The following is a 22,768-nucleotide window of genomic DNA, read 5'->3' on the forward strand; positions in this document are numbered from 1 at the left end:
ATAGCCGCCGGGCGCAGCAGCGAGCCGGTAGGCGAGCGCTGCAATGGCGCTTAGCCAGCCTGCGCTGGCGAGCCAGAGCGCGAGCCGGCGGCCGCGCAGCAGCAGCGCGCCGAGCGCGAAGCCTGCTGCGCAAGCGAGCGCTGCGCCGCGCGACTCGGCGAGCAGAAGCGCGAGCAGGAGCGGCGCTGCGAGGCAGGCGCATAGCGAGGAGCGCAGCCGGCGGTCGCTGCGTTCCTCGGTCTGGTCAGCTGCAAGCCAAAGCAGCAGAGCAGCCGACCAAGCGCCCTGTACATTCGGATATTGGACAAAGCCAGCGAGCCGCGTCCCAACGGCCGATAAGCGAATATCCGTCGAATGAAAAACGAAGCCTGACGGAACAGGCACTCCCCCGCTCCAGCCGATTACGGTGGCCAGCCCTAAAAGCGCGCAGGCTGTGAAGAGTACGACGCTGGAGAATTGACCTCGCCCCGCTCTTGCCGAATGCAGCAGCAGCCGCGCAAGCGCGGCAACTCCAAGCCACCGCACGCATTCAGCTGCGGTAGCTGATTCGCTTAACGTGCCGCCGAGCCGCAGCGCGGCAAGGCTCAGCCCTGCAAGCCCGAACAAACACCATTGCACCCTTGCTGCCGTTTCGCGATGATCATAATCTTTTATAAAAACCGATAAGAGACCCGTCAGGCATACAAGCAGCATAGAAGCAGCGACCGCCTCGTTGCGCGCATACATCCCCGACAAAATCAGGGAGGTTGCCGTCCCTACCGCTATCGCCGATAGCGAGCTCATCGCCACAAAAGCTTGAGGCTGCCAACGGCTTGACCCCGCATGCAGCTTTGGCATCAAAATCACGCCTTTCCGCCGTTTTCCCTGCTACGAGTATGCCCCCGCTCCTCCCCTCCCAAACTAGCAGCTAATCACGACAAGCAGCTGCTGCTTCTAGTGCATCTGAAACTTTCTTCCTCCCCTGCTCGTTACTATCAACAAGTGAATGGAATTAGGAGGTCTATGGCATGATTCGATTAGAGCAAATCTCCCACGTGTACCAGTTGGGTAAAAAGGGAGGCGAGCGGACGGTTCCCGTTCTGAGAGGTATAAACTTGCAGGTGAACGCTGGCGAGATCGTCACGCTGGTCGGGCGAAGCGGTTCAGGCAAATCTACGCTGCTCCACGCAGCTTGCGGCTTTATTCGGCCAACCGGGGGCCGGGTCATCATTGACGGGCAGGACACGACGAAGTTTAGCGAAGGCGACTGGGCTAATTTTCGGCGGTCGCGGATCGGCGTTGTATTCCAAAGCTTCCAGCTCATACCGAGCATGACCGCATACGAAAATGCGGAGCTCCCGTTGGTATTGGATGGTGTCGGGGAGATGGAACGCCGTGAGCGCACGCTGCAGCTGTTCGAACGATTCGGACTGACGGATTATGCGCAGCATTATCCTGGCGAGCTGTCTGGCGGCCAGCAGCAGCGCGTCGGCATTGCCCGCGCGCTCGCGCTTCGGCCAAGCATCGTCTTCGCAGACGAGCCTACCGGCAGCTTGGATTCGGAGAATGAACGGCAGTTTCTTACAACGCTCCAGCAGCTCAACGTAGAGGAGCAAATTACGTTCCTGATCATTACGCATGATGAGCATGTCGCTTCCATCGGGCATCGCACCGTTCGGATGGAAGACGGGCTGCTAACGGAAACGATCAACGGACGGCAGTCGCAAGGTTCCTCTGCAATCGATTCGGAGGTGACCGTGTAATGAAAACGAAAGACCGTATTCGTTTTGTCCGTCAAAATATGGGCAAAAACAAATCGCGCATCGCAATGACCGTCTTGGCGACCGCGATGGGCTGTACCTTTCTCATCATGATCGCTTCCGTTGCATTCGGATTACAAAAAAGCATCGTCGAGGAAGCGCTACACGGCCGCAAAGTGACCCAGATCGAGGTTGCCGGCAGAGGCGCAGGCGATCAGACCCGTTCGATCACGACCGAGGATCTGGCGGTTTTGCATAAGCCGGACCACGTAAAGGCGGTTACCGTCCGTTACGGGCTGAACGGCCATTGGGAGCTTAAGGATGGTTACGCTGGAGATGGCGGGATTCGCATCGCGGATATGGCCGAGGAAGCGAAGGCAGGACTGCCTTTGTCAGAGGGACGACTGCCGCAAGCGCCGGATGAGGCTGTGGTCGGCTATCATTTTGCCAGCCAATTGAAAGATAAAGACGGGCAGCCCTACACGGGGCCGCTAGTCAACACGGTCGTTTCGACCACGTTCACAATGCCTTCTCCTGATGGCAAGAGCGCTGACCAAACGGAGATACACGAGATGAAAATCGTCGGCGTGCTCGAGAAGCCTGTTCGGGAAGGTATGCAGGACTCGACCTTCATGACTGATCGAACAGCACTCCAGTCTCCAGCGCTCCTCTCGGACCTGCGGCCTTCAGAGGTTTCGGTCTACGCAACCTCTGCGAATAAAATAACGAAGGTGTCCAAAGCGCTTCGCGCGGAGCAGTTCCTCGTCTACTCCGTAGCAGATGAGCTGAAGCAGATTGATGTCGTTTTCTTAATTATGAAAATCGGACTTATTTTCGTCGGAACCATTGCCGTGCTCATCGCTTCGATCGGTATTTACAACACGATGACGATGGCCGTCACCGAGCGCGCACCCGATATCGGAATTATGAAAGCGATCGGGGCCCATCCAAAAACCATTCGGAGCGTCTTCCTGCTAGAGAGCTTCGGAATCGGCGTATTCGGCGCTATCATCGGTACAGTTGTCGCTTATGTCCTTAGTACGCTCGTCAATGTCATCGTGCCACCGATCGTAAAAGCATCGCTGGACGCCAACGTGCCAGACGGGTTCGTCTTCAGCTACATTCCGTGGACATTGACCGCGCTCAGCATCCTCATTAGCGCTGGCGTAGCTATACTCTCTGGTCTGCGTCCTGCAGCACGCGCCACTGGAATTGACGTGCTTCGCGCGCTTCGCCGCGATTTATAAGCATAGAAAAGCCGCTCAATCACTTGAGCGGCTTTTGTTTTTCATCTGCTTATTTCGATTGTGGTAGAAAAGGCCTACTTGCTCGCGCAAGATGAACGCGCGAAGCGCACGATGCTGCTTTTCGCCTACGCCATCGATTCTCGCCCCATAGTAAAAGCCGTCGGGCTGAAGCTCTCGCCTTACGATGATGAGGTCACACCGGATCGCCCCGTCTAAACCGACCTGCAGCTCGGCTTCAACCGTATCGCCGACAGACAAGCGCATTGAGGATTGCTCCAACACAAAGCCTACGCCAGATAAACTAATATTACGGAGTGAAATTTGCAGCTTATCCGTTCGCTCATCATGCTGCTCATTCAGTTCATGCAAATGCGCGAGCAGCTCCTCATCATCAAGCTCATCTGGTGATTTGATATGATTCCACTCCGGATGAGCCTGCTGCTGGGCTTGCAGCAAGAGGAACTCTTCCTCCTCCTCCTGCTGCAATCGGAGATTGCCTGTCGCCGTCACCTCGACGCGCGGGCTTTCACGCTTCTCGACGAACTGAAAGGCGCGAGGCGGGAAAATAACGGCAATCGAGCCTTCGTCCTTGCCGATAACGGTAGACTGCAGCCGATGAATCCCAACTGGCGAATAAAACGTCATCTGAACCGCATCGCCCAGTTCAAACCGTTTATACTCATTCAATTCGATTCCCAGCAGATCCCCCTCTACAAAAATCGAAATTCCCGTCGTCACGTAATCATGCTTCTCCACAACGGTCCGGCTATGAACAAGCGCTTTCGGCGAGATCATCTCTTTCGTTGACAATACAACACGCTCCTCCCTTGATAGCTGGTCCAGTAAAAAAGAAAAAAGCCGCATCATTAAAGAAGCCGCTCCGAGCATGTGCAAGAGAGCGAATTCGGTAACCAGGCTGCCAAATGCCCCGTCTACGGCGGCGATTAGGCCCTATGGCTTTGCGTCCTTGCTTTTCAGCAAGTTTGCCATTATCGTTCGATCAAACGTGCTATGAAGTTCGTTTATAACTCCTTCACAATGAGTATGCTTACCTCATTCTTCAGGTCAATCTCATATACGCTCGACGGCCTGCTGCCATCCGCTTCTTCAACGATCCGAACGGTCGGTCGATGTACAGCCAGCGAATTGTTCGCAGAAACAACGCCGATCTGTCCGGTGTTCAGCAGCACCGTTGTCGCAACCGGATAGACGGAAATATGCTTGCAGAACAGCTTAACGAGCTCATAATCAAAATACGTGCTGCCGGATGCGAACAAAAACTCAATCGCTTCCGAAGGCGTATGCCGCTTCCGATGCGGTCTTGGCGATGTCAACGCATCATATACGTCTGCAATGCCGACGATCTGCGCATAAAGATGAATTTCGTCTTGCTTCAATCCCCGCGGATAGCCTGAGCCATCGAAGCGTTCATGATGCTGAAGCGCGCAGTGAGCCGAAAGCAAGGAGATGTCATGCTGCTTGCGCAAAATATCGAAGCCTTCGGTCGTATGCCGTTCAACCAAAGCTTTCTCAGCCGGCGTTAACGGGCCATCCTTATTAATCAGCTCAGCAGGCACTTTGGTCATACCAATATCGAACAGCAAAGCACCAATGCCAAGCTCCTCTAGCTGCTGGCGGTTAAACCCTTTGGCTATACCAATAATGCCCGACAAAATCGCTACATTCACCGCATGCTGGTACAAGTAAGCATCCGTTACATGGATGTTCGTCAGGTTAACCATGACATCGTCACGCACAATCACATCATTCATGATTTCGCCGAAAACTTGCTTCAGCGTCCGTCCCATCTCTGGAGCGACCGTCCGTCCCCTCATGAATGATTGGTCCTTCAGATTCGCTGTCGTCTGGTAGATCGCATTGACCGCTTTCTGTCTTGTAGCTTCCTGAATCGCCTCTGGCGGTTCGAGATCTTCGGTGAATTCATCCTCCACAAACAGCATATCTATGCCAAGCGATCGCAGCCGTTCAATAAACCGTTCGTTCAACTCGACACCTGCACCGAGGAGGACGTTCCCATTCTCTTGTAGGATGGGCTTGGCCAGCTTGTTGCCAGGCTTAATCTGCTGGATGCTTACCTTTCTCATTTACGTAATTCCCGCCTTTAGCTGCCGCAAAATAATTGATCGCATTAATAATTGTACCATGACTAGCTAGTAGCTGACTACGCTATCTCTTATGCGGATTTCGAGCTTTACGCCTCGTCGGCCTCCCACTTCGCTTCACGGCATATGACTTGGTTGCGGCCGGCATTCTTCGCTTCATAAAGCGCTTCATCCGCGACCGCCAACAGCTGGCGCAGATAGTTCGCAGGATCCATCATTTTCGAAGGCTTGAGCTTATGTTCGACAACAACACCCATGCTCACCGTAACCGCTAGCTTCTTCCCGTTCAATAGCGCAAGGGTTGACATCGGCTCGCTTTTATGATGACTTCCGACCAGATGCTGCTCGCTTATGACCACTTCGTTACGGGCGATTTCATCGCGTATCTTCTCTGCCATATTAGCTGCATGCTCGCTGGTGACGTTGGGCATGAAGACTGTAAACTCCTCCCCTCCATATCGGGCGAGTATGTCGTGCGGACCGATGAGCTCTTGAATTTTCTGAGCCGTTCGAACAAGAACCGCATCGCCAGCCAAATGCCCGAACGTGTCATTCACCTTTTTGAACAAATCAATATCGAACAGCATGATCGCAAAGGAGGCGTGATGCTCAGCAAGCTTCGGCAGCTCGCTCTCAATCTTGCCCATCAAATATCTGCGGTTAAAGCAGCCGGTCAATCCATCCGTCACCGCCATTTGTTCCAGCTTCCGGTTCGCGGTCGACAACTCCTCCTGCATCATTAGGAGCTCTTTATTCTGAATTTGCAGCGTCTCATTCTGCCTTCTCGTCGCCTCCAGCAGCATACGGTAATCGGTTACATCTTGAACCGTAATAACACGTCCGGTTGATTGATGCTTCTTCGCTTCAATCGGCGCCGACACGATGACGACATGGCGTCTGGCCTGTCCAGAGGCGGGGACAAGAACTTCGATTTCGAGACGTTCCTGCGCCTTGGCCTCATGCCATTCAATAAACAGTTCAGTCTGTTCGGCTACAGCACGCATGGAGCGCAGCATCGCGCGCATGTCGAACCGATCTCCGACACGAAACGGCACGATTGGCCGCATTGCACGGTTAATATCCGCCACAATGCCTTCATCGTTCATCACGACAATGCCGGTCGTCATCGAATTAATAACATCCTGCTGGGCAATTTCGATCAGATCGAACAAGCGATTGCGTCGAATCGCTATAACAAAATAAAGCCCGCTAAGCGTCATCCCCATCGAAAGCAGTCCTGGGACAACCATTCCATTCGATCGAAAAATAACGTTAATTGTAATATCGGCAACGCCGAACATGACAAATAAAATTAATCCGCGCTGCGCCATCTGCACCTGTTTGCGCAAGTGAGGCGTGCATTCCGGATCGCGAAGGGTACGCAGCATCAGCTGGATTGCCCGTGCCATGTAACCAAGCAGCACGACAACGAGCAGCCAGAAGAGCGGCCCGTAACGCGACTCCATCAGTCTTGCCCCAGTTCCCTCTACAAACATGCCATTCGGATTCCACACAATGATCGCAGCCGTCAATAAGGATGGAAGCACCGCCAGAGGCAAATGCTTTTTTGTCAAAATATACGAACGTCCCGTTAAAAAAACAGAAAACACATACCAGCCAAACCCAAGCATGGACAGGCAAATATACATGATTTTCAAAATATACAGCCGGTATTCCGGCGTCTCCGCCATATAGAGAACGGTCTGCCCCAAAGGCCAATTCAGCATGAACAGGTGGAACAGCAAATAAATACGATGCAGCGCAGTAAACGAGCCGCGAATGAATACGAGAATGAACAACGCCAACAGGATTAAATAGTCAATGAATTCAATCCAGATGCCGTACATCATCGTTCACCCGCGCGCTCCGGTAGTGGTAGCCGCTCCGCAAGCGCCTTTTCCAAATAAGGCTCGACCGACAGCATATCGCGGTAGCGAACATACTCCTCCCATTTGCGAAGCCTAGCAGCTTCCGACAAATTGGCTGCGACAGCCCTTATCAACAGATTTTTTGGCGTATGCTCAGGATCAATAAACTCCAGCATCTGAACCTTATAGCCTACCGATTCCAATAGTGAGCCTCGAGCCGCATCCGTCGCCAGCGCCGCGAACCGTTCCTTCAACAAACCGTGCCCGAGCAGCGGCTTAAGCGCCTCATTCTCGATTTGGCGGAAGAGCTCGTGCTGGCAGCAAGGCACCGACAGAATAACTTTCGCTCCCCATCCAACGGCTTTCGCCAAAGCTGCATCCGTCGCCGTATCGCAAGCATGCAGCGTGACAACCATATCGGCCGATGCCGATTCGTCATATTGGGCAATATCGCCGACCATAAACCGCAAGCGGTCATAGCCCAGCTTATCTGCAAGCGACTGGCAGAATGCGATGACATCCGCTTTCAGGTCCAAACCGATCACATTCAGATCATAGCCTTTCTCCACTGCAAGCAAATGGTAAAGCGCGAAGGTCAAATACGATTTACCGCAACCGAAATCGATAACGGTAATCGGGCGATTCTGCGGCAAATGCGGCAGTACGTCGCTAACCATCTCTAGAAACCGATTGATTTGGCGATACTTGTCCATCCGGCTATCCTTCACTTTGCCTTCGGCTGTCATAATGCCGAGCTCGACAAGGAACGGCGCCGGCGCGCCCTCTGCAATTACGCGATTTTTGCGGCGATTATGCTCGCTTGCTTCCACGACCGCGCCCGTCGCCGGCTTGCGGAGGACAGCCGCCTTCCCCTTCTTGCTGAATAGGAGCTGATAGTCAGCATCCCTCGTCTTAACAAGCGCTTGGCGATACTGGCCTTCAAGCCAATCCGCCATCCGCGCCCCTGCCTCATCCTGCGGCACATTCTCATGCATCGCCTTATTGGCATAATGATATTCAAATTGATAATACAATTGATCCTTCAGCCGAATAGGCCGGACCGTCGTTCGCGAGGGAGCGTCGCCATCCTTGCGGCGAAGCTGACTAAATGTCGCTTGCAATACGGCGCCTTCTTCTACCCATTGCATGAAATCCAACCGCCATTGTTCCATAAGTACGTCAATTTCACTCCTTCATTCGTTCAAGCCCTGCAGCACCTAGCTCAACCTCATCGCGCGGCAGCCCGCCTGCGATTAGCTGTTCATCGCTCCGCTGTGCAAGCCGTTCGTAAAAAGCCGCCGCCTCTTCCACGCGCGCATCTCCGTCCTCCAGCATGGCATACCACAAATCCTCTGCTTTGTCGTATCTGCCACGCCGTTCATACGCTTCCGCTGCCAGCTTCCCTGTCCGTGCAGGCAGCCTGACGCCTGCCAGCTTGGCTAACAGCGGCGCTGCTTCGTCCGCACGTTCCTGCTTCGTATGCTCGCCGATAATACGGTCGGCGCCGCCGGATGCGTGAAGCTCCTCAGCGAGCGCATGCTCATGAGCCTGCTCCTCAATCTCCGCTGCCAGATGCATGTGCAGCGCTTTGCCTCGCAGCACGTTCGCTTCCGCCCCGCGGCCAAGCTCATCCAGCGTGTCCGCTTCTGCGCCCATTAGCAGGCCTAACGCTCGGATATCGTCAGGATCTGCTGTCCCGCGCTGCCCCAGCATGTCGATCAAATCTTCAGCCGACAGCCTCCGTGCAAGCTCTGGCCTGATTCGAAGCAGCTTCTCAAGCAAATCGCCTGACAAAGACAACGCTTCTTCATGCTTTTGTTGGCGCCTTAGCCCCATCATCTGACCCAACGCTTCCGTCATTCCGGCAATCATACGCATCATGTAGTCACGCTGCAGCATAGAATCTCTCCCCATGAAGTGGTGTCAAGCTCGTTCGGCCTTATTTTCCTTCTATAAAATCATTCAACGCGGCAGCAAGCTCCTCCGGCGTCTCTATCATCCCCATATGCCCTGCCTGCTCCAACAATACTTGCTTCACGCCTGCTCGGCTCGTCGTAAACGTCCGTTCTGGCGGAATAACGCCATCCTGCTGTCCCGCTACCAATAAGACAGGCTTGGTCGAAGATTCAAGAATCGCAGTCCGGTCTGGCCGCTCCTTCATGCCTAACGATGCCGCGATAGCGCCTGCCGCTGTTGTCCCGCGGCCAATTGCGATCGCTTCTTGAATGAGCACTTCATTGGAGCCATCCTCGCGAGAAGCGAACAGCTTCGGAACAAGCCCTTCCACGAACGGGCCAATCCCTTGCTCGCGAATGGCAGCTACAGCTCGATCGCGGTTATCGCGGGCCGCTTCGCTATCAGGAAATGCCGTTGAATGGATAATGCCAAACGAGCGAAGCTTGTCTGGATGCCGTTCAGCGAATGCAAGCGTCGCATAGCCGCCTAAGGAATGGCCCAGCAGAATGATTGGCCCTAATCCAAGCTCTTCGACCAACGCAGCAGCATCCTCAGCGAATTGCTCCATTGTATAGATGGCGTCCGACGGCGCCGACGAGCGTCCATGACCGCGATGATCAGGGGCGATAATGCGGCGGCCCGGCCGTTCCAGCAGCGGCAGCAGCGTTTCCCAATAAGCCGAGCTTCCGCAAAATCCATGCAGCAATACAACGACGGTATCCGCATTGCCCTGAGGCATCGTATCCTTATAAGCCAGCGTTACCGATCCATTCCGCAGCACAATCGATTTATCCGCAATAGAAACCATGTTCATCTTAGCTCCTCCTTATGATTCGCCAATGAGTCCCCATCCGCTTGGCAGCGAAGCGCTCGATCGATTGCACCCGCAGCCTCTCTCGCCATCTCCATGACCAAATAGAGAGAGGTCGCCTGCAACGTTCGATACGGCTTCGGGCCAAGCTCGTTTACGACTCCTGCGATCGCATAATCGCCAATCGGGTCCAGCTTGAGCCCGACACCCTCTCCCGGACGAAGCGGCCCTTCGCTTACTGCATACTTGCCGACTGAATCTGCCTTTCCCAGGCAAGCGTCGATTGTGATCGTAATCGTTCCCTCTCGCGGGGAGATTTGCTGTACTGCAATTTGCTTAGCATCGAGCGGTCGATCCAACGTGCCAATAACATCCGCCCAACCATACTCCTTCAGCATCGAGCCGACCAGAGGCCCGAAGGCATCCCCAGTCGATTGGTCCGTACCAATACATACAAACCGTATGGACGCGCCCTGTTGCCGCTTCGCTGCAACCCCCGACAAAAACGTTTGAATCCCTTGTGCATCAACCGTCACAGACACTTTCTTCTCAACTGGCTTTACCTGTTGCCGCCTTCTGCGCAATCCCATCGTACCGCTTCCCGTTCCTTCTCATCTGTCTAGTCCATGATACTTGATTTCAATACGATCAGCAATGAACAGAGGGCTCATCCTACAGCGATCATGGCGATGCGGGCGCAAGCATGATACAATACATCACATCGCTAAGCAATTTGAAAGAAGGGGGATTCTTATGAATTTAAATGAAGCAACCTTGGAAAACGTCGAGTATATGATTGACACAATCAAATCGAAGTTGAAAATGGCGACCGCCGCAGCTATGCAATCGACACACTTTGATCTCGCTCGCTATGAGGATATTAAAGACCTCTACGACGTTGTCGTTTCGAAGCCATCGTTCAGCATCTCGGAGGTCGAAGCGCTCGTTTCCGAGCTAGGAAAATTGAGGAATTCTTAGAAATTTACATTAAATAACATTAATATGTATAATTCGACAGTATATAAAACAAACAAAACCGAGGCATGTCGAATGTCCTCGGTTTTGTTTGTTTTTAGGCTTGCTCAGCTACCTTCTCTTCCGACTGCTCCGGCGTTTCCACCACTGCAATCGTCTCGATGGCAAGCTTCACCGTCACCTGCTTATTTTCCCCTTTAAGGAATTGGGCAGCGCGCTCAAGCTTCTCTGCCAGCTCATTGCCGCTAAGCGTCACATTCAGATGATAGGAGAAATGGTCCCCCGGCTGCTTAGCTGCCGCATAAGCAGGAGCCGCGAACCGTTCGCCGCCGTATGTGTGCTGGGAAACGGCTTCGCCTGGGAAGAACTTATCCGATTTATTAACAACGCGCTCGTAAATCCGCAATTTCTTGAGCAGCATGTAATATTGCGCGGAATGCTTGAAACCCCATGCGTCGCGAATATCCTTCAGTGTGTAATCCATTTTCCATCGTTTGAGCTTTTCCACCTGTTCCTCGGTTTCCAATTGCAAGAAATCATCTAGTGGAATGATTGCGTTTGACATAATACACCCTCCATCCTTCGATTAAGCTATCATGTTTGTACTAAATAATCATTAGATATTATCCATTAATTATTTATGATTTCTATAAAATAATACCATAATTTTTTGCACAATGCCAACTCTCGTGTTTGAAAACTTTCAGACAAAATTCGTGCCGATCTGTGCTTTTCATATCCATTTAAACAAAAAAAGCAGCTTTTATTCTCTTTTTGAGAAATAAAAGCTGCTTTTTTTTAAAAATTAGGTTTGCATCTGCATTCCGAGCGATTCAAAGAATTGGCGGAATGATTTACGACCGGCATCCGTTGTTTTGTACACCCCAGCATCCTGGAGGACGGCATGAAACTTATCACCAGTCTCCTTCCGGAGCGCATCGGCCGCTTCCTCGCTGCTCAAATGATTGCCATACCGCGTTAGCAAATCTTCTATCCAGCTTGCGTGCTGGCGAAGCGCGAATTGTTCATCCTTCGCCTCTGCTCCCGTCCATACTCGCTGGCCAGTCAAATAAGCCGCGATTGCATCAAGCTCGGCTTTAAGGCGCCCAGGCAATACCGCCAATCCCATGACCTCGATCAAGCCGATGTTTTCCTTCTTGATGTGATGAAGCTCTTGATGCGGATGGAAAATGCCGTCGGGATGCGCTTCGCTTGTCCGATTGTTGCGAAGCACGAGATCGAGCTCGTACTCGCCGCCACGCAATCGCGCGATCGGCGTGATCGTATTATGCGGAATGCGCCCGCCATCGGCTGCGTCGCTGTATGCATAAATGTCTGCAGCCGCATCGGAGTATTCCCGCCATGCGTCAAGGATACGATTAGCAGAAGCCAATACCGCATCGCGATCCTTGCCAATGACACGAATAACCGATAATGGCCAGCGCACGATTCCAAATCGTACGCCAGGCGATTTTACATCCGTGAATGCCGCTTCTACCGGCGCCTCCTCCATCGGGAACGTATGCCGCCCTGCCTGGAAGTGGTCATGGTTCAAAATCGAGCCGCCTACGATCGGCAGGTCTGCATTGGAGCCGATGAAATAATGCGGCATCCGGTCAATGAAATCGAGCAAGCGCACGAACGTAGCATGCGAGATGCGCATTGGCGAATGCTCGCCCTTAAAAACGATGCTGTGCTCGTTGTAATACACATATGGCGAGTATTGGAAGTGCCATTGCTCGCCTTGCAGCGTGAGCGGCAATACGCGTAGGTTTTGACGGCCGGGATGATCTGCGCGCCCCGCATATCCGACATTCGATTCGCATAGCAGGCATTTCGGATAATGGCTCGGTTGCATTGTCTTAAGCAGTGCGATCTCTTTCGGGTCCTTCTCCGGCTTAGAGAGATTAATCGTAATTTCCAGATTGCCGTATGACGTTTGATGCAGCCAATATTGATTTTTGCGAATGCGACCCATCTGAATGTAATTCGAATCCATGTTAAGCTGGTAAAATTGCTTCGTCGCAGCTTCGATTCCTTCATTCTTCTCCGTCTGGTCGAATTGCGCGATTATTGCCGAAGGACGCGCCACGAGAAGGCCCATCAGACGAGCATCGAACAGATCGCGCTGCGTCGTCGTTTCATCCGGAATCAGCCCTTGCTGCACCGCGTAATCTAGCAGCGGCTCCAGCACCGAAATCGGGCTGTCCAACTGCTCGACCGGTATCGCTCCTTCATGCGGCGCATTGAAGCGGAACAGGTCCAGCAGTAGATTCCGTACGTAAGATTCATCCATTGGCTCCACCATGCCGCGCTGGCGCGAGAATTGGACAAGCCTCTCGATGAGCAGCGCCGCTTGCTCGGCGTCGATCTGATGTTGTTCAGTCATAGGTGTCGCTTCCTTTCCTGCTTTATCCGATTAGGCTTTGGCGTAGCCCTGCGGGTTCGCCAAGTGCCATTGCCATGCGCTGCGAATGATGTCTTCAAGCTTGTCGCGTTTGGGCTCCCAGCCCAGTTCTTGGCGTGCGCGTTCCGACGATGCGATGAGTACCGCAGGATCGCCGGAACGGCGCGCTTCATAGACGACCGGGATATCCCGCTCCGTAACGGCACGCGCAATGTCGATCACTTGTTTGACCGAGAAGCCTTGGCCGCTGCCCAGATTGTAAATCGCGCTTGCTTCTTCACGGCGCAAACGGTCCACAGCGAGAATATGGGCATCCGCAAGATCGCTGACGTGGACATAGTCGCGCACGCACGTGCCGTCCTCTGTCGAGTAATCTTCGCCAAAAACGGAAATATGCGAGCGTTGTCCCAGCGCAGCTTGCAGCACGATCGGAACCAAGTGCGTCTCAGGGCTGTGATCCTCGCCGATTTTGCCGCTTTCATGCGCGCCAGCCGCATTGAAGTAACGAAGGGAAACATAGCGGATGCCATGAGCGGTATCGAACCATTTCATCATTTTTTCCATAGCAAGCTTCGTCTCGCCGTAAGTATTCGTCGGCATCGTACGGTCGCTCTCGGCAATAGGCACTCGTTCCGGCTCGCCATAGGTTGCAGCCGTCGACGAGAACACGATGCGCTTTACGCCATGTTTATTCATTGCTTCCAGCAAGCATAGCGTGCCGTACACGTTGTTATGATAATATTTGCCCGGATTCGTCATGCTCTCGCCCACAAGCGAGTTTGCAGCAAAGTGAATGACCGAATCGATCTCATTTTCGCTGAATACATGATCCAGAAACGCTTCGTCGCGAAGATCGCCGACATACAGCTTGCCGCCTAGAATCGCGTCGCGATGCCCTTGCTGTAAATTATCGACGATGACGATCTCTTCCCCGCGCTCATGGAGCGCTGCAACGGTATGCGAGCCGATATAGCCAGCTCCGCCAGTCACTAATACTGCCATTGTTTTCCTCTCCCTTTGGACAAATCTATTTCACTATTAAGCTAGCTCCTCCACCCCGTTGCCGATGCTGCATACATAGAAGTCTGCAATCAAGCCCGTCGCTTCGGTATATTGCCGTCCGACTTCGTCCTTGAAGCGCTCGATCGCATCCTCATGGACGAGAGAAACCGTGCAGCCGCCGAAGCCTGCGCCTGTCATTCGCGAACCAAGCACGCCCTCTACCCCTTGTGCTGCCGCCACCATAGCATCCAGCTCAGCGCCTGTTACCTCATACAAATCGCGCAGCGAAGCATGAGAGCCGTTCATCAGCTTTCCGAAGGATACAAGATCATCCGCCTTCAGCACCTCGATCGAGCGAAGCACGCGATCGATCTCTTCGATGACGTGGCGCGCACGGCGGCATACCGTCTCGTCTTTGATGAGATGCGCATTCGCATTAAACTGCTCCAAATTGATCTGTCCGAGCAGCTGCAAGGATGGAAATGCCGCACGAAGGTCGGCTACCGCTTGCTCGCATTGGCTGCGGCGTTCGTTATAAGCGGAGTCTACCAAGCCTCGGCGCTTGTTCGTGTTGCCAATTACTAGTTTATATGATCCGGATTGGAAAGGCACTAGGTCATATTCAAGCGTATCGCACATGAGGAGAATCGCATGATCCTTGCGTCCGTTAGCAACGGCAAATTGGTCCATAATGCCGCATTGCACGCCGTTGAATTCATTTTCCGATTTTTGCGAAAGCTTCGCGATTTCAACGGTATCTGTCGGCCCGCCAACCGCTTTCAGCAAAGCATAAGCAGTAGCGACTTCAATGGAAGCGGAAGAAGATAGGCCTGCCCCGTTCGGAATCTCACCGTGATACAGAAGTTCAAATCCGTCCCCAAGGCTTACGCCGCGATTCTGCAGCTCGCGTACGATCCCTTTGGGATAATTCATCCAATCATCCTCTTGCTTAAACGCAATCGCGTCCAACGACAGCTCGCCGCGCAGTTCAAAATTTGTCGATGCAAGCGCCAGCTTCCCGTCTTGGCGAGGACGCAGAAGCACCGTCGTGCCGAACGTCAGCGCGGCCGGAAATACGTAACCGCCGTTATAGTCGGTATGCTCGCCAATTAGATTAACCCGCCCTGGAGCATGGAAGACGCGAATGCCTTCCTCGGATCCTCCATAGCGTTGAACGAATTGTTGTTTCAACGATTGAATATCAGCCATGTGATGATCACAATCCTTTGCTCATGTTTGAAGAAGCTTTATCTTGCCTTCAGTATAATGATTATCTCGTCCTTCGAAAATGGCGAGATGTGCCCTTCATATGGATTTATGTGACTTTTTATAAAATCGAATGATTAACCCATGCTACAATATTGAAAGACCTTGATTCGACCAAACTGCCAGAAAGCCAGGTGAACGCTAGCATGAAACATCCCTTTTCCTATGCGGTGGCCTCTAATCTCGCTGCGCAGCGAAGCCGCTCCCTACATGTGCTGTTCGCGGGCGAGAGCCAGACGAAGCCGGGGCATCGCCTTGGTCCGAAGGTATATGACTATTATTTGATGCATTATGTGCTATCCGGCACTGGCACCTTCACCGATGGGGAGACGCATTACCCGCTGCGAGCAGGGAGCGTCTTCCTCATTGAACCGGAACGGTTAATTAGCTACGCTTCGAACGAGGCGGACCCTTGGCGCTATCGATGGATCGCTTTCGAGGGCGAAGAAGCAGCCAAGCTGCTTGCGGGCTGCGGATTTGACCCCTCGCATCACGTTTCGCATATTGAAGCTAACCCGCGCATCGGCGTGCTTTTCCGCCGCGTATTCCTATCGCTGCAGGAAGGAGGGCCGCAAGCAGCCATGCTTGCTACAGGCTATTTGCATCTTCTCTTTGCCGCGTTCAGCAGCGCGCTCTCCGGAATCGAAGCACGGCCGATCCGTACAGGCGGCGATGGCGACACGCTTGTCCGCCAAGTGACGCATTACCTATCAACCCAATATGCAGTCCCTGTTTCTATCGAGCAAATGGCTGAGTCGCTCGGCTATAATCGCGCTTACTTGTCCCGTGTATTCAAACAAAAAACCGGCATGACGCCGGTTGCATTCTTGTTGAGGCTGCGAATTGATAAAGCGCGCCAGCTGCTGCGGGAACGCCCTGATCTGACCGTCGAGCAAATTGCCAACTCCGTAGGGATACCGGACGCTCTCTACTTCTCCAAGCAATTCAAGCGGTTCTATGCGCAAGCGCCCTCCGCCTATCGCCATGATATGCTGTTCGGCGATCATCATACGTAAGAATCAAGCTGGAACACCGCTTCCCGTTTGCCGATGATTCGCCCTGCATCATTGCGAAGCTCCTGTGCAAACGCAGCATCGATTCGCCCGCTGAGCGTTTGCGATGCTTTCTGATCGATGATGCCCATTGCGGCAAGCTGTTTCAGCGCCTCCGATACAATAATTGGCCAAGCGGGCTCGGTCCCATCTGACACTTTTACAATCAAGCCTAGCCGCTCTTGCCTTAGTCCCACTGCAAAAACGCCTTGCGCTCCGCTCTTGGCAATCGCCTGGGGACCCGATAGCAGCAAGCTGGCGAGCCGTCCCGTACCCTCCACCAGCTCCGGGCGCTCGTTCATGCTGCTTGTAATCCGTTCTATTATTGCTCGCGTCGTATCCTCCCAGCCTGTCGGAGGCGCTGCCAGGCGCGCATAGACAAGCGCTAGCTTGCGCAGCGGAATAGCGTAGACGGGAAGTCCGCAGCCATCGAACCCACCCGACAACGAGCTAACCGGCACGTCCGCAGCAAAACTAATCCACTGCTTGATTTCTTGCTGGATTGGATGATCCGGCTCTGCATACCCTGTCATCGGCCAATCGTTAAGCTGGCAGGCAGCCAGCAATCCGATATGCTTCCCGGCGCAATTGTGGAACAGCTTGCGCGGCGGCCCGCCCTGCTTGATCCATTCGTCTCTCGCGTCCCCATCGAGCGGCAGTCCGGCGTGAAACACGAGCTGTTCTTCCTTTACTCCCGTCTGCCTAAGCATCGTCAGCAGCGCTGCTAGATGCGCCGGCTCTCCCCGATGAGAAGCGGTCAGCATCGCGATCGCTTCATTCGTCAGCCCATAAGCGTCGATTACGCCAGCCCGAAGGATCGGTATCGCCTGCAAAGGCTTCGCCGTCGACCGCATAAAGGTCAGGACATCAGGCGAGCCGACGCCTGCGACAAGCCGCCCATCTGAGTCAACAACTGCAATATGCCCGTTATGCACATTTTCTACCTGTCCGCCTCGAAGCATTATGGCAAGCGGGATTCCCCCTATTTCATTCGCCGTAAATTGTGCTGACCGTTCCCCTTGCATATGCCGCCTCCTCTGCAATTACCTGCCTACACGTACGTTTCCATCATCATCTTTATTATATTCCGCCAGCGCCTTCAAAGGACAATGCGAATCTGCATCCCAGATCGCATTGGATGCTTCAAATTGGATATCCTACCAAGCAGGAGTGATCAGCCGATGACCAAAAAAACGTTATATGCAGGCTCTCTATACTGGCCAACAACGCTTCGCTCCGCTCGAACCTATCCGCCGCTAGGCCAACAAAGCGCAGAATTTGATGTCGTCATTGTTGGAGGGGGCATGTCCGGCTCTATATGCGGCTATGAGCTTGCAAACAGCGGCATTCGAACAGCAGTCGTCGAGCGAGAGGAAATCGCGTCAGGCAGCTCGTGCGCGAGCACGGGGCTCATCCAGTTTTCGAACGATATTATGCTGTGCGAGCTAGCGGAGCAAATTGGTGAGCAGCATGCCGTTGCCTTTTATACAGCCTGCAAGCTTGCCGTAGAGCAATTAGCTCATCTGGCGAGTCGCATCAAATTCGAGTTCAAGTGGCGACCTAGTTTGTACCTGGCAAGCACCGAGCTGGATTTGCCTAAGCTCAGACGGGAATTCGAGCTGCTGCGCAAGCATGGGTTCGATGTAGACTGGTGGACGTCCGCGATGATACGGTCCCATTTTCCATTTGCCAAAGACGGGGCCATTGTCACCAGAGGCGATGCGGAAATCAACCCCTACCAGCTTGTGCACGCTCTGGCAGACGCTGCTGCGCAGGAAGGGCTGACGATTTACGAACAAACCAATATCGAACAGCATCTTGTCAAAGATGGGATCCACTATCTGTCTACGGCCGAGGGAGGCGAACTTCGGGCCAAGCATGTTATTTTTGCAGTCGGGTATGAACCGGAGGAATTGCGAGGACAGCTAGTCAAAGCAACACTAAGTCACAGCTTTGCAATCGTCACCGCCCCTCAACCGACTTCACTTGATGTATGGCATGAACGATTAATGATTTGGGAAACAGCCCGGCCTTACCTTTACCTCCGCACGGAAAGTAATAATCGCGTTATTGCGGGCGGATTAGATCAGAGAGGGTTCTCCCTTCTACAAAACGATGCGGAGCGCCAAAAGCTGACTGACCGACTCTACAAACAGCTGCTCGCGCTATTCCCTACACTGGATGCGCCAATTGACTATGCTTGGTGCGCAACGTTCGGCGAGTCTCGCGACAACCTGCCCTTCATAGGCAAAGATCCGACAAGAGAAAATGTCTATTACTGCCTCGGCTACGGCGGCAATGGCATTGTGTATAGCCTTATCGCAGCTCATTTGCTTCGCGATCTGATCAAGGGAGAGCAGCCTCCGCTTGCAGACATCGTTCGATTGGACCGGCCATCTTTGCAGGCTTTAACATGAATCAATCAGCTCCAGGCGACAAAATGACAGGCCATCCCGAATGATCAGGACGGCCTGTTGCAACTCATAATAAAATGTCAGCAGCCCCATTAAAGCGGAATACGGCCTCTGCATTGCCGAGTCTTGATAAATCGGGCCCGCCGTCCTTCTCAAGCAGCGACTTGTTATCGGAGGTCGAAACAACAACAAGGGCCCTGCCCGCTTTTACCGCTTCTCTGCAGCGATCCAGATGATTCGGCTCGACATCAAGCGCGCTCAGCGCCCGATTCGCGCTGCTATCCTCCACGGACAACGTGGAGGCGGTCAGATAAGCTGCTGTTGCGAACGGAATCGCACCCGCAGATGAGAGGCCGCCGTAAGGCGTCCCAACGGCTATTACAGAGGCGCCAGCAAGCGCGCTCTGCCGCATCGCGCCATTGTCCAAACCGCCGTCTGCATCATGATGAAGCGTTTCGATCAAATCGCGCAGCTCGTCTACATGGACGCCGCTATCCGATTCCAGCATGCGGGAGTGGAACTTATCCTTCGTGATCACACGGATATCGCCTTCCGTAAAGCCGGCTTGCAGAAGTTGCTGGATTGCTGCTGTCGCCTGCGCTTCTGTCTCGAATATCCCGATTTTGCTTGCCATATGAAGACCTCCTCATCCTCGGCCGGACAACCAGCCAAGAAGCGAATAATAATTGATTACATTATGCCCCTGACTCATGCTTCTATCCGACCATGGGTGCCAGCAGCGCTGAATTGCCAATAGCCACCTAACCGCTGCCTGTTTCATAATGCCTTATTTGCGGTTATGGTTATTTCATAGATAATAGGTAGAGGGAAACTATAGGGAAGTGGGGTTTGATGATGACAGCACCTGAGAAATTCTATCTGCGAACGGAAAATCAGGAGGGCAAATGCACCGTTTATGTGAATGGCGAGCTTGATCTGGAGTCCGCTTCGCAAATGCGGGCTGCAATGGCTCCTCTGGTCGAGCTGACCGACCGCGAATTAGCGCTTAATCTGCGTGAGCTGCGCTACATTGACAGCACAGGCATCGGCATACTCGTATCCGTACTCAAGGCCCGCCATGCCAAAAATGCGCCGTTCGTCGTTGAAGCGATACCAACGAATATTCGCAAGCTATTCGATATGACCGGCATTACGCCATTCTTGTTGAATGCTGGCACTTCATCCTAGCTGAGAGGAGCACCTAATACGATGAATGTGAAAGAAGAAGTCGTAACGATGTTCGTGCCCGCAGCAGCCGAATATGTGGATTTGGTTCGCCTGTCCCTATATGGCATTGCCAGCAAAATGGGCTTTAACTTCGAGGAAATCGAAGATATGAAGGTTGCATTGTCAGAAGCATGCAACAACGCCGTGTTGCATGCTTACGGCGACTTGGCAAGCGGCGAGCTGCTGCATGTGCAGACGCCGGAGCCGCGGGTTGAAATTCGTTTTATTAAACAAGCAGATGCATTGTCCATCGTCGTGAAGGATGACGGCAACAGCTTCGATGCTGCCGCAGCTGCACGCAAGGCGGAATCCTTGCACGGAAAATCGATCGGCGAGCTTGAAGCCGGCGGACTTGGCTTATATTTGATGCAAGCGCTTATGGATCAGGTCGAGGTGCTCAGCGGCGCGGGAACGCAAGTCATGATGACCAAACGACTTACTAAAAGCGGCGAGCTTGCATGACCCTTCAGCCATCAAAGTCGCTGCAAGATAGCACGGCACTGATTGCGGATTATCAACAAAGCCCGGATAACGACAAAGCAACCATTCTGATTGAAAGACACGCGCCCATGGTCAGGATGGCTGCAGGCAAAATCGCCCGCAATCGCCCCGATCTCTTCGAGGATCTGGTGCAGGTCGGCCAGATGTCTCTGCTCAAGCTGTTTCACCAATATGACCCGTCGGTAGGCGTGCAATTCGAACCGTATGCGATGAAGAGCATCATCGGCCATATGAAAAACTATTTGCGCGACAAATCCTGGTACATTCAAGTTCCGCGGCGAATCAAGGAAAAAGGGATCGCCGTCCAGCAAGCGATCGACGAGCTTACTGTCAAGCTGGAGCGCTCCCCTCGAGTCGAGGAGATTGCTGAGCGGATGGAGCTTACCGTCGAAGAAACCGTCGAAATTCTCGGAGGACGCGACCTGTATCATTACGTCTCACTCGATACGCCTATCTCCGAGGAAGAAAGCACGACAACGCTTGGCGAGCTGATCGGCTCCCCGTTGGATGATTTCGGCCTTATTGACAAGAAGCTCGATATCGAAGCGGCAATGGCTGCTCTCAAGCCTGAGGAACGGCAAGTATTGAAGCTGGTATTCGAGGATGGCGAGCCGCAGCGTGTCATCGCAGAACAGCTTGGCGTCTCGCAGATGAGCATTTCGCGGATTCAACGCCGAGCGATCGAGAAGCTCAAACGAAGCTTGTCCGAGAACGGCGGGCAGGATGAATAGTTCCTAAAGCGCACCGATTATTGCCTTATTGGCGATATCGGTGCGTTGTGCTGTTGCATTCGTTCTGCTTCAGGTTGCCCCCATGTTCGGTTCAAGGTATGATGGTAGGAGTAGAAATTTGACGGTTATGGGAAAAGGGATCGGCGGGAGGCTTAGTATGAATGAACGAATGTTTCGGTTTCCGTCCGGCTGGGAATGGCTGCAGCTCCGTCAGCCGTTCGAGCCGGAGCAGGCGCTGCCTTCGCCTGACATAGCATGGATTGACCGTGAGGAGAACTTGCCCGCCTCCTCACAGCTGCCGCCGCGTTCTAAACGGCAAGGAGCAAACAAGGCAGCCGCAGCTGGCGGCACAGTTCAAGCTGAGGCTTCGCAATCGCAGCTTAATCGTGTGGAGGCTAATGCGCGCTTGCTGGCGTTAAAGCAGCGGATGCCCGAATGTGCAGCTTGGCTGGATGACTGTTTTGAGCGGAGCTCTAATCATATCGTTGTTCATCGCCTTGACGATGGGCAGTCTGTCTTATATGGGTCGCTTCTTATCCAGCAAACATCTGACAAGGCGGACATTCAGCCTCTGCGCTTCTGGGTCACCCAGCAGAAGCTCGTAACCATTCATGAGGATTGGCGGCTATCGATTCGTACGCAGCAAGCGCCGTGGGATACGCAGCTTAATCAATGCGCCACTGGCGGCGAGGCTTTCCTGACAGCGCTCAGCGCGCTGCTTGAGCCGCTTCATCATGGGCTTGACGGCTTTGAGGCGAGGCTGAGCCACTTGGAGCATGCCATGCGAAAACGCAATCGGATGAACTTGATGACAGCGATTTTTGACCGGAGATATGATCTGCTTCATTGGAGCCATCTCTATATGCCGATCAAAGAGCTTTTTGATGCCATGCAGGAGACGTTCGTAGGCGCGTTAGCGGAGACGGATGCGCATATTCGCCTTCAGCATAAGCTCGAACGGATCGGTTCTCTGCTGGCCGCGTACGCGGCTGAGATTGATACGTTAATCTCAATGGATGATGCCATCTCCAGCTTCCGCGGCAACGATATTATGAAGACGCTCACCATATTCACGGTCCTGTTCATGCCAGCGACGATTGCAGGCACGCTCTGGGGCATGAATTTTCGCAAATTGCCTTGGTCGGACGAGCCTTGGGGCTTTATCGGCATGTGCCTTGTCGTCATTCTGTGCACGGCCGGCATCTACTTATGGTTTTGGCGCAAAGGCTGGACGGGCGACCTATTGAATACGAAGCTTCCAAGCCAAGAGCATGCAGCCAAGCAACCGCGGAAAAAACGAAGCAAACGACAACAGAGACGGTCATCGAAAGCAAAAAAGATAGATGAACGCTCCCCTTCTACGAAGGTCCTGCTGTCCGGCTCGGCTTCCGAGCACTCCGTGATCGATAAACCGCGCGGACGCAGCTGATTGATAAATAGAGCCTCGGG

Annotated in this window: 22 protein-coding genes, 1 pseudogene and 1 riboswitch; of the genes and pseudogenes, 9 read left to right on the forward strand and 14 right to left on the reverse strand. The window is 53.4% G+C overall.

The features are described 5' to 3' along the window. Nucleotides 1-837 (reverse strand): annotated as a pseudogene (locus tag PAECUDRAFT_RS25515) (hypothetical protein); the annotation flags it as partial. 170 nt (nucleotides 838-1,007) lie between these two features. Here PAECUDRAFT_RS25515 and PAECUDRAFT_RS12225 point away from each other — a divergent pair. Together PAECUDRAFT_RS12225 and PAECUDRAFT_RS12230 are read left to right on the forward strand one after the other, a co-directional pair. Then, nucleotides 1,008-1,742 (forward strand): ABC transporter ATP-binding protein, encoded by a 735-nt coding sequence (locus tag PAECUDRAFT_RS12225; RefSeq protein WP_006038414.1) that lies wholly within the window; start codon nucleotides 1,008-1,010, stop codon nucleotides 1,740-1,742. Then, on the forward strand, nucleotides 1,742-2,986 hold the full coding sequence (locus PAECUDRAFT_RS12230; RefSeq protein WP_006038415.1) for an ABC transporter permease: 1,245 nt from the start codon (nucleotides 1,742-1,744) through the stop codon (nucleotides 2,984-2,986). The genes PAECUDRAFT_RS12225 and PAECUDRAFT_RS12230 overlap by 1 nt, the downstream gene beginning before the upstream one ends. Before the next feature lie 15 nt (nucleotides 2,987-3,001). On the opposite strand, the gene PAECUDRAFT_RS24660 is transcribed toward PAECUDRAFT_RS12230, so the two are convergent. The 7 genes from PAECUDRAFT_RS24660 to yyaC all read right to left on the reverse strand — a co-directional run bounded on the left by PAECUDRAFT_RS24660 (nucleotide 3,002) and on the right by yyaC (nucleotide 10,334). Beyond that, nucleotides 3,002-3,796, reverse strand: a complete 795-nt coding sequence (locus tag PAECUDRAFT_RS24660; RefSeq protein ID WP_006038416.1) for a PilZ domain-containing protein — start codon at nucleotides 3,794-3,796, stop codon at nucleotides 3,002-3,004. 93 nt (nucleotides 3,797-3,889) lie between these two features. After that, a riboswitch (cyclic di-GMP riboswitch) is annotated at nucleotides 3,890-3,984 on the reverse strand. Nucleotides 3,985-4,008: 24 nt separating this feature from the next. Next, complete coding sequence (locus PAECUDRAFT_RS12240) at nucleotides 4,009-5,091, reverse strand: HD-GYP domain-containing protein (RefSeq protein ID WP_006038417.1); 1,083 nt, start codon at nucleotides 5,089-5,091, stop codon at nucleotides 4,009-4,011. Nucleotides 5,092-5,198: 107 nt separating this feature from the next. Then, nucleotides 5,199-6,959: a histidine kinase N-terminal 7TM domain-containing diguanylate cyclase gene (locus PAECUDRAFT_RS12245; protein ID WP_006038418.1), complete on the reverse strand. Its 1,761-nt coding sequence runs from the start codon at nucleotides 6,957-6,959 to the stop codon at nucleotides 5,199-5,201. Next, the gene (locus PAECUDRAFT_RS12250; RefSeq protein ID WP_006038419.1) at nucleotides 6,956-8,125 is read right to left on the reverse strand and encodes a class I SAM-dependent methyltransferase; all 1,170 of its coding nucleotides are present in this window, start codon (nucleotides 8,123-8,125) and stop codon (nucleotides 6,956-6,958) included. Before PAECUDRAFT_RS12250 ends, PAECUDRAFT_RS12245 begins: the two co-directional genes overlap by 4 nt. A gap of 37 nt (nucleotides 8,126-8,162) precedes the next feature. Beyond that, nucleotides 8,163-8,876, reverse strand: a complete 714-nt coding sequence (locus PAECUDRAFT_RS24665; protein WP_006038420.1) for a DUF6483 family protein — start codon at nucleotides 8,874-8,876, stop codon at nucleotides 8,163-8,165. Between the two features lie 40 nt (nucleotides 8,877-8,916). Further along, a complete protein-coding gene (locus PAECUDRAFT_RS12260; protein ID WP_006038421.1) occupies nucleotides 8,917-9,747 on the reverse strand; it encodes an alpha/beta fold hydrolase in 831 nt (276 codons plus the stop codon). Next, nucleotides 9,744-10,334, reverse strand: a complete 591-nt coding sequence (yyaC, locus tag PAECUDRAFT_RS12265) for a spore protease YyaC (protein WP_006038422.1) — start codon at nucleotides 10,332-10,334, stop codon at nucleotides 9,744-9,746. Before yyaC ends, PAECUDRAFT_RS12260 begins: the two co-directional genes overlap by 4 nt. Before the next feature lie 163 nt (nucleotides 10,335-10,497). Between yyaC and PAECUDRAFT_RS12270 the strand changes: the two genes are divergently transcribed. Beyond that, nucleotides 10,498-10,722 (forward strand): DUF1128 domain-containing protein, encoded by a 225-nt coding sequence (locus PAECUDRAFT_RS12270; protein WP_006038423.1) that lies wholly within the window; start codon nucleotides 10,498-10,500, stop codon nucleotides 10,720-10,722. Nucleotides 10,723-10,816: 94 nt separating this feature from the next. Here PAECUDRAFT_RS12270 and PAECUDRAFT_RS12275 read toward each other — a convergent pair whose 3' ends face one another. The 4 genes from PAECUDRAFT_RS12275 to PAECUDRAFT_RS12290 form a co-directional block, all read right to left on the reverse strand. Beyond that, entirely contained in the window at nucleotides 10,817-11,284 is a 468-nt protein-coding gene (locus PAECUDRAFT_RS12275) for a hypothetical protein (RefSeq protein WP_006038424.1), read from the reverse strand. 240 nt (nucleotides 11,285-11,524) lie between these two features. Further along, complete coding sequence (locus PAECUDRAFT_RS12280) at nucleotides 11,525-13,108, reverse strand: UDP-glucose--hexose-1-phosphate uridylyltransferase (RefSeq protein ID WP_006038425.1); 1,584 nt, start codon at nucleotides 13,106-13,108, stop codon at nucleotides 11,525-11,527. A gap of 30 nt (nucleotides 13,109-13,138) precedes the next feature. Beyond that, nucleotides 13,139-14,128 carry a UDP-glucose 4-epimerase GalE gene (gene galE, locus PAECUDRAFT_RS12285; protein WP_006038426.1) on the reverse strand — a complete coding sequence of 330 codons (990 nt, stop codon included), beginning with the start codon at nucleotides 14,126-14,128 and terminating at the stop codon, nucleotides 13,139-13,141. A 36-nt stretch (nucleotides 14,129-14,164) separates the two neighbouring features. Further along, nucleotides 14,165-15,337, reverse strand: coding sequence for a galactokinase (locus PAECUDRAFT_RS12290; RefSeq protein ID WP_006038427.1), 1,173 nt, complete (start codon nucleotides 15,335-15,337; stop codon nucleotides 14,165-14,167). Between the two features lie 203 nt (nucleotides 15,338-15,540). Between PAECUDRAFT_RS12290 and PAECUDRAFT_RS12295 the strand changes: the two genes are divergently transcribed. Continuing rightward, a complete protein-coding gene (locus PAECUDRAFT_RS12295; protein WP_006038428.1) occupies nucleotides 15,541-16,410 on the forward strand; it encodes an AraC family transcriptional regulator in 870 nt (289 codons plus the stop codon). Here PAECUDRAFT_RS12295 and PAECUDRAFT_RS12300 read toward each other — a convergent pair. Beyond that, the gene (locus PAECUDRAFT_RS12300) at nucleotides 16,401-17,471 is read right to left on the reverse strand and encodes an asparaginase (protein ID WP_006038429.1); all 1,071 of its coding nucleotides are present in this window, start codon (nucleotides 17,469-17,471) and stop codon (nucleotides 16,401-16,403) included. The genes PAECUDRAFT_RS12295 and PAECUDRAFT_RS12300 overlap by 10 nt on opposite strands. Before the next feature lie 156 nt (nucleotides 17,472-17,627). On the opposite strand from PAECUDRAFT_RS12300, the gene PAECUDRAFT_RS12305 reads away from it, so the two are divergent. Beyond that, nucleotides 17,628-18,863, forward strand: a complete 1,236-nt coding sequence (locus PAECUDRAFT_RS12305) for an NAD(P)/FAD-dependent oxidoreductase (protein WP_006038430.1) — start codon at nucleotides 17,628-17,630, stop codon at nucleotides 18,861-18,863. A gap of 64 nt (nucleotides 18,864-18,927) precedes the next feature. Here PAECUDRAFT_RS12305 and PAECUDRAFT_RS12310 read toward each other — a convergent pair whose 3' ends face one another. Further along, on the reverse strand, nucleotides 18,928-19,494 hold the full coding sequence (locus PAECUDRAFT_RS12310) for a general stress protein (RefSeq protein ID WP_006038431.1): 567 nt from the start codon (nucleotides 19,492-19,494) through the stop codon (nucleotides 18,928-18,930). 218 nt (nucleotides 19,495-19,712) lie between these two features. On the opposite strand from PAECUDRAFT_RS12310, the gene PAECUDRAFT_RS12315 reads away from it, so the two are divergent. The 4 genes from PAECUDRAFT_RS12315 to PAECUDRAFT_RS24670 all read left to right on the forward strand — a co-directional run bounded on the left by PAECUDRAFT_RS12315 (nucleotide 19,713) and on the right by PAECUDRAFT_RS24670 (nucleotide 22,748). Next, on the forward strand, nucleotides 19,713-20,048 hold the full coding sequence (locus PAECUDRAFT_RS12315; RefSeq protein ID WP_006038432.1) for an STAS domain-containing protein: 336 nt from the start codon (nucleotides 19,713-19,715) through the stop codon (nucleotides 20,046-20,048). A 21-nt stretch (nucleotides 20,049-20,069) separates the two neighbouring features. Next, nucleotides 20,070-20,549 carry an anti-sigma B factor RsbW gene (gene rsbW, locus PAECUDRAFT_RS12320; RefSeq protein WP_006038433.1) on the forward strand — a complete coding sequence of 160 codons (480 nt, stop codon included), beginning with the start codon at nucleotides 20,070-20,072 and terminating at the stop codon, nucleotides 20,547-20,549. After that, entirely contained in the window at nucleotides 20,546-21,319 is a 774-nt protein-coding gene (locus PAECUDRAFT_RS12325) for a sigma-70 family RNA polymerase sigma factor (protein ID WP_006038434.1), read from the forward strand. Before rsbW ends, PAECUDRAFT_RS12325 begins: the two co-directional genes overlap by 4 nt. Nucleotides 21,320-21,476: 157 nt before the next feature. Continuing rightward, nucleotides 21,477-22,748 (forward strand): magnesium transporter CorA family protein, encoded by a 1,272-nt coding sequence (locus PAECUDRAFT_RS24670; RefSeq protein WP_006038435.1) that lies wholly within the window; start codon nucleotides 21,477-21,479, stop codon nucleotides 22,746-22,748. Nucleotides 22,749-22,768: the final 20 nt, after the last annotated feature.

This window comes from Paenibacillus curdlanolyticus YK9 (assembly GCF_000179615.1).
In the GTDB taxonomy this organism is placed as follows: domain Bacteria; phylum Bacillota; class Bacilli; order Paenibacillales; family Paenibacillaceae; genus Paenibacillus_T; species Paenibacillus_T curdlanolyticus.

Coding starts and splice junctions, on each gene's coding strand:
- PAECUDRAFT_RS12225 (WP_006038414.1), top strand. CDS start 1,008: ATGATTCGATTAGAGCAAATCTCCCACGTGTACCAGTTGGGTAAAAAG.
- PAECUDRAFT_RS12230 (WP_006038415.1), top strand. CDS start 1,742: ATGAAAACGAAAGACCGTATTCGTTTTGTCCGTCAAAATATGGGCAAA.
- PAECUDRAFT_RS12240 (WP_006038417.1), bottom strand. CDS start 5,091: ATGAGAAAGGTAAGCATCCAGCAGATTAAGCCTGGCAACAAGCTGGCC.
- PAECUDRAFT_RS12245 (WP_006038418.1), bottom strand. CDS start 6,959: ATGATGTACGGCATCTGGATTGAATTCATTGACTATTTAATCCTGTTG.
- PAECUDRAFT_RS12250 (WP_006038419.1), bottom strand. CDS start 8,125: ATGCAATGGGTAGAAGAAGGCGCCGTATTGCAAGCGACATTTAGTCAG.
- PAECUDRAFT_RS24665 (WP_006038420.1), bottom strand. CDS start 8,876: ATGCTGCAGCGTGACTACATGATGCGTATGATTGCCGGAATGACGGAA.
- PAECUDRAFT_RS12260 (WP_006038421.1), bottom strand. CDS start 9,747: ATGAACATGGTTTCTATTGCGGATAAATCGATTGTGCTGCGGAATGGA.
- yyaC (WP_006038422.1), bottom strand. CDS start 10,334: ATGGGATTGCGCAGAAGGCGGCAACAGGTAAAGCCAGTTGAGAAGAAA.
- PAECUDRAFT_RS12270 (WP_006038423.1), top strand. CDS start 10,498: ATGAATTTAAATGAAGCAACCTTGGAAAACGTCGAGTATATGATTGAC.
- PAECUDRAFT_RS12275 (WP_006038424.1), bottom strand. CDS start 11,284: ATGTCAAACGCAATCATTCCACTAGATGATTTCTTGCAATTGGAAACC.
- PAECUDRAFT_RS12280 (WP_006038425.1), bottom strand. CDS start 13,108: ATGACTGAACAACATCAGATCGACGCCGAGCAAGCGGCGCTGCTCATC.
- galE (WP_006038426.1), bottom strand. CDS start 14,128: ATGGCAGTATTAGTGACTGGCGGAGCTGGCTATATCGGCTCGCATACC.
- PAECUDRAFT_RS12290 (WP_006038427.1), bottom strand. CDS start 15,337: ATGGCTGATATTCAATCGTTGAAACAACAATTCGTTCAACGCTATGGA.
- PAECUDRAFT_RS12295 (WP_006038428.1), top strand. CDS start 15,541: ATGAAACATCCCTTTTCCTATGCGGTGGCCTCTAATCTCGCTGCGCAG.
- PAECUDRAFT_RS12300 (WP_006038429.1), bottom strand. CDS start 17,471: ATGCAAGGGGAACGGTCAGCACAATTTACGGCGAATGAAATAGGGGGA.
- PAECUDRAFT_RS12305 (WP_006038430.1), top strand. CDS start 17,628: ATGACCAAAAAAACGTTATATGCAGGCTCTCTATACTGGCCAACAACG.
- PAECUDRAFT_RS12310 (WP_006038431.1), bottom strand. CDS start 19,494: ATGGCAAGCAAAATCGGGATATTCGAGACAGAAGCGCAGGCGACAGCA.
- PAECUDRAFT_RS12315 (WP_006038432.1), top strand. CDS start 19,713: ATGATGACAGCACCTGAGAAATTCTATCTGCGAACGGAAAATCAGGAG.
- rsbW (WP_006038433.1), top strand. CDS start 20,070: ATGAATGTGAAAGAAGAAGTCGTAACGATGTTCGTGCCCGCAGCAGCC.
- PAECUDRAFT_RS12325 (WP_006038434.1), top strand. CDS start 20,546: ATGACCCTTCAGCCATCAAAGTCGCTGCAAGATAGCACGGCACTGATT.
- PAECUDRAFT_RS24670 (WP_006038435.1), top strand. CDS start 21,477: ATGAATGAACGAATGTTTCGGTTTCCGTCCGGCTGGGAATGGCTGCAG.